We start from the raw sequence: 14,655 nt of genomic DNA, 5'->3' as shown, positions 1-14,655 counted from the left end.
CCTTTTTTCTCTTCGCCGTCGCAAATAGCCTGACGGTTTGGATCAAAACCGCTTGAACCTGATCTTGTACCGGTGATATTCAGCTAGCAGTGGCGGGTATGATGTAATGGTAGCCTGTCAGCTTCCCAAGCTGAACGCGCGGGTTCGATTCCCGCTACCCGCTCCATTCAGTTCGATCGACGCGCTTGGTACAGGTTTATCACCGCCGGGATGTGCAGGCCGGTTTCGGATGTGAACTGGGCGAATTCCTGACAGACCTCGTGCTGGATTGCTGCTGCGTCCTGTTCGGTGCCTTCGAAATGCGCGATGGTTCGCGCGGCGGGGCCGACGTGGGTGCACAAAGCGGCTATTTCCTCTGACCCGCCAGCGCCGGGCAGGTTTACGGAGATGGCTTGGGCCTGAATGTCCGACAGCCCCGCCTGTTGCATCATGCCGGTGACGTGATCCAGATCGTGAAACGCCAGCGGACCCGGCGCATAACGATCTACCCGAGGCGGCTGCCCAAGGCGTTTTACCGCAGCAATATGGGGTATTTTGAACCACGGGTTGTCATCCAATGGCCCCCAAGCTGCAAATGTCATCTGCCCGCCGGGTTTAAGTGCGCGGGCGATATTGGCGAATGCAGCAACCGTATCGTCAAAGAACATCACGCCGAACCGTGAAATCGCGGAGTCCAACTGATTGGCAGGAAACCCGAATATCTGCGCGTCAGCATGTTGGAAGCTGATGTTGCTCAGCCCGTTTTCCGAGGCTCGGGCGCTGGCACGATCAAGAAACGCTTGCGATATATCGGCGGCCAGAACATCGCCATCCGGCCCGACCAATCGCGCGGCTGCAAGAGAGCTTTCGCCAGTGCCACAGCCGATGTCGAGCACATGCATTCCTAGTTTAAGCTGGGCATTCTCCAGCACAAGGTCCAGAACCGAAGCCATCAGTTGATCCAACTGATCCTGATATGTCAGCCATTTGGCCCCGGATTCGGATTTTCCCCAGTATTCTGCCTGTTCCTCATTCACCGACTGCATCGTACCCCTCCGTTGTTGCCGCGACTATGACCTCCGGCGACGGCGGCGGCCAGAGTTTTCCTGATCTCCACCACCGGTGTTGAACGAGGGCGAGGGCAGGGTCGTCACTTTGGCCAATTCCGGGAATGGATCCGTCTTATGGGGGATCGCGTTCGCTGCCACGAAATGATCCTGAAACTTGGGCTCGATGGCGGTTTCAACCTTGGTGATTTCGCGCACTACGCGTTCAATCTCACTCCGCGATCCGATATTGCACAGTGCGATCCGAGCACCTGTACCGGCGGCGTTGCCCGCGCTTGAGACCTTGTTCAAGGGCGCATCCGGGATCATTCCCAGAACCATGGCATGTTTGGTCGAGATATGCGCGCCGAAGGCACCAGCAAGAACAATGCGGTCGACAGTATCCACGTTCATTTCGTCCATCAAAAGCCGCGCGCCTGCATAAAGCGCGGATTTCGCCAGTTGAATCGCGCGAATATCGCCCTGAGTGACTGTGATACGTGGGCCGCCTTCGGCGCTTGCGTCGTGGATCAGATAGGAATGGGTGCGCCCCTCGGGGACGTTGCGTGATGTGCCCGTTTGTTCTGCGGATCCGATCAGGCCGCTTTCATCCAGCAAACCCGCCATACGCATTTCCGCCACCGCTTCAATAATGCCTGATCCACAGATGCCACTGATGCCAGTGGTTGCGATGTCTTGATCAAAACCCTCTTCATCCGACCATTTCTCGGACCCGATGACGCGAAAACGGGGTTCTTTAGTGACAGGATCAATCTCGATCCGCTCAATCGCACCGGGGGCGGCACGCTGACCAGAGCTGATCTGCGCGCCTTCAAAGGCCGGGCCGGTCGGTGAGGAGCACGCCAGAACCCGGCTGGTATTGCCCAGCAAAATCTCAGCATTGGTGCCTACATCTACGATCAGAACCAGATCTTCGGATTTGCCGGGCTCTTCCGACAAGGCAACCGCCGCACAATCCGCACCCACATGACCCGCAATGCAGGGCAGGATGTAGACCTGCGCACGTGGGTTCATGTTGGTCAGATTCATTTCGCGCGCGGGCAAAGACATGCTTTCGGACGTAGCCAAGGCAAAGGGCGCTTGGCCCAGCTCGACCGGATCCAGCCCAAGCAGCAGATGGTGCATGACCGGGTTACAGACGAACACCGTTTCGACAATCAGGTTGGCGTCAATCCCGGCCTCATCCGCGATGGATGTTGTCAGATCGTTTATCGCTTCGCGAACGGCTCGGGTCATCTCTTTGTCGCCGCCGGGGTTCATCATCGAATAGGACACGCGGCTCATCAGGTCTTCGCCAAAGCGGATTTGGGGGTTCATAAGGCCCGAAGATGCCTTGACCTCGCCTGTGTCCAGATCGGTCAGGTGAGCTGCAATCGTGGTAGAGCCGAGGTCGATGGCCAGACCGAAAAGTCCGTTCTCGTGCAATCCAGGCCAGATTTCCACGATCCGTGCGACATCGTCCTTGTGACCTTTATGCACCGCAACGGTGACCTCCCACTTACCCTTGCGCAATATAGGCTGCAGTTTGGACAACAAGGAAAGATCAGCGGTTACGGCGTCGACGTTCCATTGCTCGCGCAGCGCGCGTTCCAGACGTTCCAGATCGCCGGTTGGTGAATGCATGTCGGGTTCTTCTACCGCAACAAAATACAGCCGGGTGGCCGGATCCATTGTGATGGTGCGTGCTGTGGCGGCCTTGCGTACGACCTGACGGTGCACCTGGCTTTCTGGTGGCACGTCGATCACCACATCCCCCTGAACCGTGGCCTGACATCCAAGACGGCGGCCGGGTTTCAATCCGCGCTTGTCGTCATAGCGCTGTTCAACCGCGTTCCATTCGCTTAGTGCACCGTCGGCTACGGTCACGCCGTGCTTGGGAAACTCGCCATAGCTTGGCGTGATCTGGCATTTCGAACAAATCCCGCGTCCACCGCAAACGGAATCCAGATCCACACCCAGTTGCCGTGCCGCAGTCAGAACCGGAGTGCCTACGGGAAAGTGCCCGCGTTTGCCCGATGGGGTAAAGACAACAAGAGGGTCGGTGGTCATGATTGGCCTGCCTTTTATATTCGCGCCTATGTCGGGCAAGATATGGTTTTGTACGCAAAGGGAAAGGCCATTCAGCGGCACGTTTTGTGTGCGTTGCGTCGTTTTTTGCCGCAGCACCGACCAGCAGGTAAAAACTAGTTTATGTCGGGGGCTTTTCCTTAGATGCAATCCATGCAATAGGGTCACCGTCAAACGGGCTTTTGCATGGGGTTAACAGATGCAGATTCGTGAGGCACTCACCTTTGACGACGTTCTTCTGGTTCCGGGCGCATCTTCTGTGCTGCCGGCCACGGCGGATACGACCACGCGCGTGACGCGGGAAATCACCATGAACATCCCACTGCTCAGCTCGGCGATGGACACGGTGACCGAGGCGCGCATGGCCATCGCCATGGCGCAGGCGGGTGGCATCGGCGTGGTTCACAAGAATCTGACGGTGGATGAACAGGCCCGCGAAGTGCGCCGGGTCAAACGGTTTGAATCCGGTATTGTTTACAACCCGGTGACACTGCGGGTGGATCAGACGCTGGCGGACGCCAACGCGTTGGTGCAGCGTTATAACTTCACCGGCTTTCCCGTGGTGGACGAAGAAGGCCGCGTGGTCGGTATTCTGACCAACCGTGATATGCGTTTTGCGACCTCGGATGATACGCCGGTTCACGCGATGATGACCTCGGACAATCTGGCGATGCTTCAGGAACCCGCCGATCTGGAAGAGGCCAAAAGCCTGATGCGCGCGCGTCGGATCGAAAAGCTTCTGGTTGTGGACGGGGCGGGCAAGCTGACGGGTCTGCTGACTTTAAAAGATACCGAACAGGCGGTGCTGAACCCAACGGCCTGCAAAGACCGGTTGGGGCGTCTGCGAGTCGCGGCAGCGACGTCGGTTGGAGACTCTGGTTTCGAACGATCCGAACAACTGGTGGATTCCGGTGTCGACATTATCGTTGTAGACACCGCTCATGGGCATTCTCAAGGGGTGCTGGACGCGGTGAAGCGGGTCAAGACCCTGTCGAACGAGGTGCAGATCATTGCCGGTAACGTCGCCACTGGGGACGCAACCAAGGCGCTGATCGACGCAGGCGCGGATGCCATCAAGGTGGGGATAGGGCCGGGTTCGATCTGTACTACGCGGATGGTTGCCGGTGTGGGCGTGCCGCAGCTGACTGCGATCATGGATTGCGCCGCGGCCGCCGGCGATGTGCCGGTTATCGCAGATGGTGGTATCAAATTCTCGGGCGATTTTGCCAAGGCGATTGCTGCGGGTGCGTCCTGTGCCATGGTTGGCTCAATGATCGCCGGAACAGATGAAAGCCCGGGCGAAGTGATCCTATATCAGGGCCGGTCGTTCAAATCTTATCGCGGCATGGGCAGCCTAGGCGCGATGGCACGTGGCTCTGCGGATCGCTATTTCCAGAAGGATGCCGCCAGCGACAAGCTGGTGCCCGAAGGGATCGAAGGGCAGGTACCTTACAAGGGCTCGGCCAGCGCGGTTGTGCATCAACTGGTCGGCGGCCTGCGCGCAGCCATGGGCTATACCGGCTGCGCCACGGTCGAAGAGATGCGAAAGAACTGCAACTTCGTCAGAATCACAGGGGCTGGCCTGAAGGAGAGCCATGTGCATGACGTGCAAATCACACGCGAAAGCCCGAATTATCGAGTGATGTAAATTGCCGGAACCTGAACTGCGGCGCCCCGGCGAGGGCGCCGCTTTGCGTTTTTGCCCTGCACCATATCGGAGAATAAAATGACCCCCGCCGCACGTGTTCAGGCCTCCATCGAAATTCTTGATCAGATTCTTTCGGGTGCCCCGGTCGAAAAGGCCCTGACCGGTTGGGCGCGGCGCAGCCGTTTCGCCGGTTCCAAAGACAGGGCTGCTATTCGCGACCATGTGTTTGGTGCTTTGCGGTGCAAAAGGTCATTTGCAGCGGCAGGTGGGACGGAAACCGGTAGGGGTTTGATGATTGGCGCGATGCGCATGCAAGAAGTCGATCTGGATCAGATATTCAATGGCGAAGGGTACGCACCAGCCAGTTTGGAAGAACACGAACAGGCTAAACCATGTGAATCCGACGCCCAGAAATACGACATACCGGAATGGCTTTGGCCAACCTTTCAAGAGTCTTTGGGTGATTTGACCCTTCCAGTGGCCGAGGCATTGCGAGCTCGGGCCCCGGTTCATTTGCGGGTCAATCTGATTAAGTCGAGTGTCGATCAGGCGGTCTCGGTCTTGCTGGCGGACGGCATCCAAGCGAGGCCACATCCCGCTTGTTCGACCGCACTCGAAGTTGTCGAGGGCGAGCGGAAAATCTCAGGAAGCCGCGCCTATACTGATGGGTTGGTCGAACTGCAGGATGCGGCGAGCCAGGCCGTAGTTGAATCATTGGACCTAAACCCCGGAATGCGGGTTCTGGACTATTGTTCCGGTGGTGGCGGCAAAGCCTTGGCCTTGGCCGCGCATCACGGTGTAGATGTTTTCGCGCATGACGTTAATGCGGCGCGAATGCGTGATTTGCCCGCCCGGGCCGAAAGAGCGGGTGCACAGATAACGCTCCTGACCAATGACGAGATCTCTGCGCAGGCGCCATTCGACATTGTGCTGACGGATGCCCCCTGTTCAGGCAGCGGATCCTGGCGTCGCGCCCCGGCGGGAAAATGGTCTCTTACACAAGATGGACTGAATCGGCTTACGGAAACGCAGCGGACGATCCTTGATGATGTCGCGCTTTTGGTGGGGCCAGCGGGTGTTCTTGCCTATGCAACATGTTCCATGCTCGAGGTCGAAAACGGTGCATTGGTCGATGCGTTCGTGGCGGCGCACTCCGAATGGACCGAGAAGTTTCGCAAAACGTGGTATGTATCACACGGTACTGACGGGTTTTTCACGTCACACTTGACGCGGTAGTCGGCGGACAAATAGCAACCTAAAGGAGAATTGCTCACTTTGTTAGTTAAGTGGGCGTTAACCCTTTTGCGTTGGGTTACACCTAGCCCGGCAAGTTGAGTTTTTAATGTCCGATACCGCAGATTTCTATTCTGACCCAAAGTTACGAAATTCACCAAGCGGTTTGCGTCTAGCACCATTGGTTGCGCTAGGGGTGTTGCTCTCACTGCTGCCGCTGGCAGGAATCATTCCCCAAGCCTGGAATCTCGGCCTTGTGGTGGCAGGTGTGTCTTTGCTTGCTGCATCACTGTTGGTCGTGGTGAGGGCGCTGATTTCCGACGACTCGGTACGTCGAGAGCTTAGGGTTATGGAGGTATTTGCCGAAGAAGAGCTGTACCCCTGCGCGATTGCCAATGCACAGGGTGATGTTCTGATTTGCAATTCTCATGCCCGGGCTCAGCTCCATGTTTTTCCCGGCAACCGGCTGGATGAAGGTCTAAAGTCTATTTTTGCGAACCCGTCGGCAATTCTGCTGCGCCTGCAGTCTTTGGCCGAGATTCATGGCCGTGCAAGAGAAGACGTTGTCACTTTGGAGACAACCGTACCGATTTCTGTTCTCGGTATTGGGAAAAACTTTTTCTTTTGGCGGTTTCATCTGGATGGAACAGGTCAGTGGGATGCTGTGCCTGTACCCATTTTGACCGAAGGCAGAAACGGAGCATTGCTGCGGATCAACGGGGCGGCAGAACAAATCCTGGGGCAACGACCCGACAACCTTGCACAGGTTCTGACTGGCGCGCCGCCCGAATTGGGAGAGGTTGTGCAGGTACAGACGGCACAGGGGCCAATTCCGGCTACGATGGCCGAACTGTCTCGGTCGGGAACCACGCGCGATCTGCTTGTTCTACCGCTTGATCGTGCACAGGAAAGTGGAATTGGCGCGTCATTTGTGGATCTTCCGGTCCCGGTAATGACCCTGTCTCCCGACGGGAGCATCCTTGAGGCCAACAGACTGGCAACGCGTCTTGTCGGAAACATAGAGCCCGGAGAATCCAATGTTGTGCATATCATGCATGGTCTGGGGTATCCGGTTCTGGATTGGCTGACGCAGGCTTCAAATGAGGGCGCCGTTCCACGGTCTGAATTCCTGAGGCTGACACGGGAAGACCGCGAGATATTCGTACAGGTCACATTGAAACGTGTGCTGAGCGAGGGAGAAGTCAGGCTGATTGCGGTTCTGAATGATGCTACCGAACTCAAGACTTTAGAGGCGCAATTTGTGCAGGGACAAAAAATGCAGGCCGTTGGCCAACTGGCTGGGGGTGTAGCGCATGATTTCAACAATTTGCTAACGGCGATTTCCGGACATTGCGATCTTCTGCTTTTGCGGCACGACCAGAATGACCCTGACTACGGGGATCTTGTACAAATCAATCAGAACGCAAACCGTGCTGCAGCTTTGGTGAGCCAACTGCTGGCCTTTTCGCGCAAACAGACTTTGCAGCCGGAAATCCTGGATCTCAGAGATACGATCTCAGACCTTATTCATCTGCTAAATCGTCTGGTCGGAGAAAAGATTAAGCTGACACTCAGCCACGATCCCGTTCTGAAAGCGGTTCGTGCGGATAAACGCCAGCTAGAGCAGGTGTTGATGAATCTTGTCGTAAATGCCCGCGATGCAATGCCTGAAGGTGGTGAGGTCAGGATCGAAACCGAAGTGGTCGTGCTGACAGAACGCTTCACAAGGGATCGCGCTACGGTACAACCTGGTGAATACGTCACCGTCAAAGTCATTGATAGCGGTACGGGGATTGCCCCCGATAAGCTACAGAAAGTGTTCGAGCCTTTCTTTACAACCAAACGCACGGGTGAGGGGACAGGTTTGGGCCTGTCGACTGTCTACGGAATTGTAAAGCAAACCGGCGGTTTTATTTTTGTCGACAGCATTCAGGGGAGAGGGACCGAGTTTATTGTGTACCTGCCGGTTTCAACCGCCCCCAAAAAAACCGAGGCAGCGCCTGCGCAATCCCCTGAGAATCCAACGGTTCGCCAGGGTGAGGGTGTCGTGCTGCTGGTCGAAGACGAAGCCCCGGTTCGGGCCTTTGCGACCCGCGCACTGAGGTTGAAAGGCTACACTGTGCTCGAGGCCGATTCGGGAGAAGAGGCTCTGAGGCTTCTCGAAGATGGCACATTGAATGTTGACGCATTCGTCACCGATGTGGTCATGCCCGGATTGGATGGTCCGACCTGGGTTCGTATGGCTAAGCAGAACAGGCCAGATGTCCGGGTCATATTCATGTCTGGATACACAGAGGGTGCGTTTGGCGATTCCGGACCAGAGATTTCCGATTCAACTTTCCTGCCCAAACCATTTTCACTAAACCAACTGACCGAAGCTGTTTTTCAGCAGATCAATTAGGGTTTCAAAGTGCCGAGGCGTGGCAATCGAATTCCGCGGAGTGTGTGTTGCGGAACTTGGTCAATGTCTCTGCGCCCAGTGTTAGGTCTCGTGTGGGTGACACGTTTTCGCGTTGCAGCCGGATATCCATATTCAAGCGGTTTTGCAGGAAATCGAGAATTTTGTCCTGGTTTTCATATTTGAAGACATGGGTGGCGCCACGCCCGTTGTTGCGGGTGCGAAAAAATTGGCTCTGACTGCCGACATCGGCAAATTCAGGTCGGGGTGTGCGCATATAGGCCTGGATGAAATCATCAAAGCTCAGGTCATGTGTTGAATGCGGGTGGTCAAGACGCTCTTGGCGGCCGCGAAACCTGTACCAACTGCCCAGCCAATCGACCGGTTCACGAACAACCGCCATGATTTCCATCTCAGTATCGTACATTTTACGGAAAATGTTCTGGAAAAACCGATCATACCGGCGGACAGGTGCGTGTTTCAGATCTGGCGGATCGGTGACAACCAGATCGGCACGGTCCCGCAAAGCCGTATGATAAGCGGTGCTGCCGGTTTTTGGGACAGCCAGAAACGCAAGGCGTTCTTCATAAAAAACAAGCATTTATTCGTCCATCGGCAGTAATTATCTCCAGCTCAGATTGGCGTAAACGACTCTTTAATACAATTACAGAACAGTAAGTAATGTAAGTTTTAGTTGAAATGTTCTCTTTTTGGTCCCATAAGGAACAAGAGGCGAACAAAGCAGCGATTGCCGCCCGTTCAAGGGTGTGACAAAAGGGAAGGCGACAGGACAATGGCGGATCTTCTGACGATGAGCGACAAGAAAAACGCAGATAAGCAAAAGGCGCTCGACAGCGCGCTGGCACAGATCGAACGGCAGTTCGGCAAAGGCTCGATCATGAAGCTGGGCGAGGATTCCAAGCAGGACATCGACGCCAGTTCGACCGGATCGCTGGGTCTGGATATCGCTCTGGGAATCGGCGGCCTGCCGATGGGCCGGATCGTTGAAATCTATGGCCCGGAAAGTTCAGGCAAAACTACGCTGACACTGCACTGCATCGCAGAACAGCAGAAACATGGCGGTGTATGCGCATTTGTCGATGCGGAACATGCGTTGGACCCGCAATATGCGCGCAAACTGGGCGTCGATCTGGACGAGTTGCTGATTTCGCAACCCGACACTGGCGAACAGGCGCTTGAGATTACCGATACGCTGGTCCGTTCGGGCGCGGTGAACATGGTCGTGGTTGACTCGGTCGCGGCGCTGACGCCGAAATCTGAACTCGAAGGCGATATGGGCGACAGCAGCGTTGGTGTGCAGGCCCGGCTGATGAGCCAGGCAATGCGTAAACTGACGGGTTCGATCAGCCGCTCGAACTGTATGGTGATCTTCATCAACCAAATCCGGATGAAAATCGGCGTGATGTTCGGCAGCCCGGAAACCACCACCGGTGGTAACGCCCTGAAATTCTACAGCTCGGTCCGTTTGGATATTCGTCGGATCGGTGCGATCAAGGACCGGGATGAGGTTGTTGGCAACCAGACCCGTGTGAAGGTCGTTAAAAACAAAGTGGCACCGCCCTTCAAGCAAGTTGAATTCGACATCATGTATGGCGAAGGCATCAGTAAAATGGGCGAGCTGCTGGATCTGGGCGTCAAGGCCGGTGTGGTCGAGAAGTCGGGCTCATGGTTCAGCTATGGTGATGAGCGGATCGGGCAGGGGCGTGAGAATGCCAAGCAGTATCTGCGCGACAACAACCGCATCGCGTTTGAGATCGAGGACAAGATTCGCGCGGCACATGGGCTGGAATTCGATGTGCCGCCCGGCGCGGAAGAGGATGATATCCTCGAGGCATAAGTGGTTCGGGAAGAAAGCGATTTTCGCTGCTCTTTCCTAAGAACGAACCATATTCCGAACAAGGCGGTCCGTCGGGGCCGCCTTGTTCCGTTCTGCGACGCTCGCCTGTGGACTATCCCGGGGGAGGCGGATAAACCCTTTTTGAAACAAACTGATCGCGCGCCGAGAGAGCCCTATGTCAACGTTGAACGAAATCCGATCGACCTTTTTGAACTACTTTGCCAAACAGGGGCACGAAGTAGTGGCATCCAGTCCCCTGGTGCCACGCAACGACCCGACGTTGATGTTCGTCAACTCGGGTATGGTGCAGTTCAAAAACCTGTTCACCGGGGTCGAAACCCGTGACTATCAGCGCGCGACGACAGCACAGAAATGTGTTCGGGCCGGTGGCAAGCACAACGACTTGGACAATGTCGGCTATACTGCGCGTCACCACACATTCTTTGAGATGTTGGGCAATTTTTCGTTCGGCGATTACTTCAAGCCCGAAGCAATTCCATTCGCATGGGAATTGATCACCAAAGAATTCGGGGTCGATAAAAACCGCCTTCTGACAACGGTTTACCACACCGATGACGAAGCGTTCGAGATGTGGAAGAAGGTGGGCGTTCCCGAAGATCGGATCATCCGTATCGCAACCAGTGACAATTTCTGGCAGATGGGTCCGACCGGCCCGTGCGGTCCCTGCACCGAGATTTTCTACGACCACGGGGATCATATCTGGGGCGGCCCTCCGGGTTCACCTGAGGAAGACGGTGATCGGTTCATCGAGATCTGGAACATCGTTTTCATGCAGAACGAACAGTTCGAAGACGGCTCGATGGTCGAGCTCGACATGCAGTCAATCGACACCGGGATGGGGCTGGAGCGGATTGGTGCCCTGTTGCAAGGAAGCCATGACAATTACGACACCGATCTGTTCAAGACCCTAATCGAGGCCTCGGCGAGTGCCACCAATGTCGATCCTTATGGGGATCAGAACGTACATCACCGCGTGATTGCGGATCACCTGCGGTCGACCTCGTTCCTGATTGCAGACGGGGTAATGCCCAGCAATGACGGGCGCGGCTATGTGCTGCGGCGGATCATGCGTCGTGCGATGCGGCATGCACATCTGTTGGGTGCGAAGGATCCGGTGATGTATCAGCTGGTACCGACATTGGTCCAACTGATGGGTGCCCAGTACACCGAACTTGGCCAGGCTCAGTCGCTGATCGAAGAGACGCTGTTGCTGGAAGAAACCCGCTTTAAGCAAACATTGGATCGCGGCCTGAAGTTGTTGGATGACGAGGTCTCTGACCTGCCAGAGGGTGCGGCACTGTCTGGAGAAGCCGCTTTCAAGCTGTATGATACATATGGTTTTCCGCTTGATCTGACGCAGGATGCACTGCGTGAGAAGGGCCGGACGGTTGATACCGACGGGTTTGATACGGCGATGGCCGAGCAAAAGGCCAAGGCACGCGCTGCCTGGGCTGGATCGGGGGAAGCAGCGGATCAAGCCGTTTGGTTTGACGTTCTGGATATTGCGGGCGCTACGGATTTTCTTGGATACGATACAGAAAAGGCTGAAGGACAGGTCGCGGCAATGGTCGTGGATGGCGCTTTGGTCGACAAGATCGAGACAGGTTGTTCCGGCTGGGTCGTTGTGAACCAAACCCCGTTTTATGGTGAATCCGGTGGTCAGATAGGCGACACCGGCGAAATTCGTCGTCTGGAAGAGCGTGATGATGTCGCGCGGGTCGAGGACACCCGGAAATTTGCGGATGGCAAAATCTATGCGCATCGGGTCAGGGTCGATCACGGTACCTTGTCCAAGGGAGACGCAGTTGAGCTTGAGGTAGACCATGTTCGCCGCACCGCCATCCGGGCCAACCATTCGGCCACACATTTGCTGCACGAAGCATTGCGGGAAACATTGGGTGACCACGTTGCGCAGCGTGGTTCTTTGAATGCGGCTGACCGGCTGCGGTTCGACTTTAGCCACGCGAAGGCGATGAGCCCCGAGGAAATTCGGCAAGTTGAACGCTCGGTCAACGCTTTCATCCGCCAGAACTCGACCGTCGAGACCCGGATCATGACACCGGATGATGCCCGGGAACTGGGTGCGCAGGCCCTTTTCGGTGAGAAATATGGCGACGAAGTTCGCGTGGTTTCGATGGGCAAAGCGCCAACCGGCAAAGGCCAGGATGGTGAGACCTGGTCGATCGAACTGTGTGGTGGAACGCATGTTCGCCAGACCGGTGATATTGGCGCGCTTGTTGTATTGGGGGATAGCGCCAGCAGTGCCGGTGTCCGGCGGATCGAAGCGCTTACCGGTGACGAAGCCATGGTTTACCTGACCGAACAGGACCAACGTTTGGGGCAGATCGCATCTGAACTGAAAGCGCAACCGGATGACGTTGTATCTCGTGTCAAAGCTCTGTTGGATGAACGTAAATCCCTTCAAAATGAAGTTGCGCAGCTGCGCCGCGATCTCGCGATGGCTGGTGGTTCGGGGCAGGGCGGTAGCGCTGAGGCCAAAACGGTAAACGGTATCTCGTTCCTGGCTCAGTCCCTTACTGGCGTATCTGGCAAGGACTTACCCGCGCTGATCGACGAACACAAAAGCCGACTTGGATCGGGTGCTGTGTTGCTGATAGCGGATACGGGCGGCAAAGCCGCCGTCGCGGCCGGTGTCACAGCTGATCTGACGGATGCAATCTCGGCCGTGGATCTGGTTCGGGCGGCGGTTGCTGAACTTGGTGGAAAAGGTGGCGGTGGACGCCCTGACATGGCGCAAGGTGGTGGCAAGGACGCTTCGAATGCTGATGCCGCGATCAAGGCTGCTGAGAATATTCTTGGAGGTTAACAAAATGTCCGCACTTTGGATTGCACATGTCAGTGTTACTGACGCCGAATCCTATGGAAAATATGCCGAGCTCGCCGGGCCAGCGATTGCCAAACACGGTGGTGCGTTTATCGCGCGTGCTGCGCGATACGTGCAGTTGGAAGGCAAAGAACGGCCGCGCAACGTTGTCGCCAAATTCCCCTCATTGGAAGCCGCTGTAGAGTGTTATAATTCGGTGGAATATCAGCAAGCACTGGATCACGCGCGTGGTGCAAGTGAGCGGGAATTGGTGGTCGTAGAGATCACAGATTAGAATCACCCCGTGCGATCAGGGATTTAATACCCCTGTCAGCTTATTCATTGGGCGGTTTTCAGCCAAAAGATGGCCGCCCAATTATGACGTTGCGGCAAGCGTCGACCTGAAGTCCCATAAATTTTTTATTTACAAGTAGTTAGCGGGTCTTGATGTCGGGCCTGCCAAGGGGTTCGTGTTTCGAATGTGGCGAGCAGCGCCAGATTCTTACCCAAAAATGCCATTTTCAATGACGGAATTCCGCCTCTTTTAGTTGCAAGATTTGAGACAGATTGCACAATTAGGCGTGTTTACCGATAGTTTCGGAAAACGGAATATGGTCCTGTTTTGCGGCAATCGCAGGGAAAACACGGATCGAGGGACAGGCATGGCGACCATGGGTACGGAATTTAGGGCCGTTAATGCGCGGATCTGGACTGGTTTTGGTAGAACTTTAGGAATCCTCGCATTGGTGTTGGGGTCCTCGGTTATGGCACCAGATGCGCAAGCGCGGGAAGGCAACTTTATCCGCACAGTCGCATCTTCGCCCCCGCCGTCTGGAGCGCGGCAACTGTGCCGTCAATACTCTTGGGCATGTTCCAGCAAGGCTTCGAATTCAATGTCGAGCCAGCAAGAGATGCAGATCATCAAAAAGGTCAACCGGCAGGTAAACGCAACCACCCGCTCGGTTACTGACCAAGCCCAATATAGAACACGGGAACGTTGGGCACTGCCGACTTCGCGCGGTGGGGATTGCGAAGACTTTGCTCTGTTGAAGAAAAGGGATCTTATCCGTGCGGGCGTCGATCCGAGCAAACTTTTGATCGCAACTGTACTGGATACGCAGCGAAATTCTCATGCGGTTTTGGTTTATCGCTCGGCCAGTGGCGATCTGGTTCTGGATAACTTGACCAACCGCATCAAACCCTGGTCGGCGACGCGATATCTGTTTCTGCGGATGCAGGACCCTCGGCGGCCCAGTAAATGGGTCGGGGTCTTCGGCAGAAGCTGAGGAAAGCTAATCTCAGCTGGTTAGAATGCAAAAATGGCGAAGCAGCAGCTTCGCCATTTTCTGTAGTGCCTAAATTTGCTTACTTGGGGTTGCCCGGATTGTTGGTACCGTTCGGGTTCTGAGATTGGCCGCCTGGATTGGTTCCGTCGCTATGGCCAGAACGGTTGCCCTTGGGTCCACCGTCACCACCTTCGCCGCCGTCACCACCTTCGCCGCCGTCACCACCTTCGCCGCCGTCACCACCTTCGCCGCCGTCACCACCTTCGCCGCCGTC

Annotated in this window: 11 protein-coding genes and 1 tRNA gene; 8 read left to right on the top strand and 4 right to left on the bottom strand. The window is 55.9% G+C overall.

Annotation, left to right across the window (positions count from 1 at the left end; all coding sequences use genetic code 11):
- Positions 1-92: 92 nt before the first annotated feature.
- Positions 93-166 (top strand) — tRNA-Gly (locus AC2FH2_RS17775).
- Position 167: 1 nt separating this feature from the next.
- Here the strand turns inward: AC2FH2_RS17775 and AC2FH2_RS17770 are convergent.
- Both AC2FH2_RS17770 and AC2FH2_RS17765 read right to left on the bottom strand, forming a co-directional pair.
- A complete protein-coding gene (locus AC2FH2_RS17770) occupies positions 168-1,025 on the bottom strand; it encodes a class I SAM-dependent methyltransferase (protein WP_496688152.1) in 858 nt (285 codons plus the stop codon).
- A 24-nt stretch (positions 1,026-1,049) separates the two neighbouring features.
- Positions 1,050-3,095, bottom strand: coding sequence for an ASKHA domain-containing protein (locus AC2FH2_RS17765; protein WP_496824670.1), 2,046 nt, complete (start codon positions 3,093-3,095; stop codon positions 1,050-1,052).
- A 217-nt stretch (positions 3,096-3,312) separates the two neighbouring features.
- On the opposite strand from AC2FH2_RS17765, the gene guaB reads away from it, so the two are divergent.
- From guaB to AC2FH2_RS17750, 3 genes are all read left to right on the top strand, one after another.
- Positions 3,313-4,761 carry an IMP dehydrogenase gene (guaB, locus tag AC2FH2_RS17760; RefSeq protein ID WP_496675678.1) on the top strand — a complete coding sequence of 483 codons (1,449 nt, stop codon included), beginning with the start codon at positions 3,313-3,315 and terminating at the stop codon, positions 4,759-4,761.
- A gap of 78 nt (positions 4,762-4,839) precedes the next feature.
- Positions 4,840-5,997 carry an RsmB/NOP family class I SAM-dependent RNA methyltransferase gene (locus tag AC2FH2_RS17755; protein ID WP_496688148.1) on the top strand — a complete coding sequence of 386 codons (1,158 nt, stop codon included), beginning with the start codon at positions 4,840-4,842 and terminating at the stop codon, positions 5,995-5,997.
- Positions 5,998-6,103: 106 nt separating this feature from the next.
- Entirely contained in the window at positions 6,104-8,395 is a 2,292-nt protein-coding gene (locus AC2FH2_RS17750; protein ID WP_496824667.1) for an ATP-binding protein, read from the top strand.
- 4 nt (positions 8,396-8,399) lie between these two features.
- Here the strand turns inward: AC2FH2_RS17750 and AC2FH2_RS17745 are convergent, their stop codons facing one another.
- On the bottom strand, positions 8,400-8,993 hold the full coding sequence (locus AC2FH2_RS17745) for a sulfotransferase family 2 domain-containing protein (protein ID WP_281972075.1): 594 nt from the start codon (positions 8,991-8,993) through the stop codon (positions 8,400-8,402).
- 192 nt (positions 8,994-9,185) lie between these two features.
- Here AC2FH2_RS17745 and recA point away from each other — a divergent pair, with 192 nt between their 5' ends.
- The 4 genes from recA (at position 9,186) to AC2FH2_RS17725 (ending at position 14,381) form a co-directional block, all read left to right on the top strand.
- The gene (gene recA / locus AC2FH2_RS17740; RefSeq protein ID WP_142633714.1) at positions 9,186-10,250 is read left to right on the top strand and encodes a recombinase RecA; all 1,065 of its coding nucleotides are present in this window, start codon (positions 9,186-9,188) and stop codon (positions 10,248-10,250) included.
- 175 nt (positions 10,251-10,425) lie between these two features.
- A complete protein-coding gene (alaS, locus tag AC2FH2_RS17735) occupies positions 10,426-13,098 on the top strand; it encodes an alanine--tRNA ligase (protein WP_496688143.1) in 2,673 nt (890 codons plus the stop codon).
- A gap of 4 nt (positions 13,099-13,102) precedes the next feature.
- Complete coding sequence (locus AC2FH2_RS17730; RefSeq protein ID WP_142633718.1) at positions 13,103-13,390, top strand: DUF1330 domain-containing protein; 288 nt, start codon at positions 13,103-13,105, stop codon at positions 13,388-13,390.
- 316 nt (positions 13,391-13,706) lie between these two features.
- Positions 13,707-14,381 carry a transglutaminase-like cysteine peptidase gene (locus AC2FH2_RS17725; RefSeq protein ID WP_496824665.1) on the top strand — a complete coding sequence of 225 codons (675 nt, stop codon included), beginning with the start codon at positions 13,707-13,709 and terminating at the stop codon, positions 14,379-14,381.
- Positions 14,382-14,460: 79 nt separating this feature from the next.
- On the opposite strand, the gene AC2FH2_RS17720 is transcribed toward AC2FH2_RS17725, so the two are convergent.
- A partial coding sequence (locus AC2FH2_RS17720; RefSeq protein ID WP_496824663.1) for a hypothetical protein occupies positions 14,461-14,655 on the bottom strand: 195 nt, incomplete at its 5' end.

The sequence above is a fragment of the Ruegeria sp. YTSA105 genome, from assembly GCF_059610225.1.
This window is presented reverse-complemented; position numbering and strand designations above follow the sequence as displayed.

What these genes read in the sequence shown, in the direction of transcription:
- AC2FH2_RS17770 (WP_496688152.1), bottom strand. Translation starts at nt 1,025, where the DNA reads ATGCAGTCGGTGAATGAGGAACAGGCAGAATACTGGGGAAAATCCGAA.
- AC2FH2_RS17765 (WP_496824670.1), bottom strand. Translation starts at nt 3,095, where the DNA reads ATGACCACCGACCCTCTTGTTGTCTTTACCCCATCGGGCAAACGCGGG.
- guaB (WP_496675678.1), top strand. Translation starts at nt 3,313, where the DNA reads ATGCAGATTCGTGAGGCACTCACCTTTGACGACGTTCTTCTGGTTCCG.
- AC2FH2_RS17755 (WP_496688148.1), top strand. Translation starts at nt 4,840, where the DNA reads ATGACCCCCGCCGCACGTGTTCAGGCCTCCATCGAAATTCTTGATCAG.
- AC2FH2_RS17750 (WP_496824667.1), top strand. Translation starts at nt 6,104, where the DNA reads ATGTCCGATACCGCAGATTTCTATTCTGACCCAAAGTTACGAAATTCA.
- AC2FH2_RS17745 (WP_281972075.1), bottom strand. Translation starts at nt 8,993, where the DNA reads ATGCTTGTTTTTTATGAAGAACGCCTTGCGTTTCTGGCTGTCCCAAAA.
- recA (WP_142633714.1), top strand. Translation starts at nt 9,186, where the DNA reads ATGGCGGATCTTCTGACGATGAGCGACAAGAAAAACGCAGATAAGCAA.
- alaS (WP_496688143.1), top strand. Translation starts at nt 10,426, where the DNA reads ATGTCAACGTTGAACGAAATCCGATCGACCTTTTTGAACTACTTTGCC.
- AC2FH2_RS17730 (WP_142633718.1), top strand. Translation starts at nt 13,103, where the DNA reads ATGTCCGCACTTTGGATTGCACATGTCAGTGTTACTGACGCCGAATCC.
- AC2FH2_RS17725 (WP_496824665.1), top strand. Translation starts at nt 13,707, where the DNA reads ATGGTCCTGTTTTGCGGCAATCGCAGGGAAAACACGGATCGAGGGACA.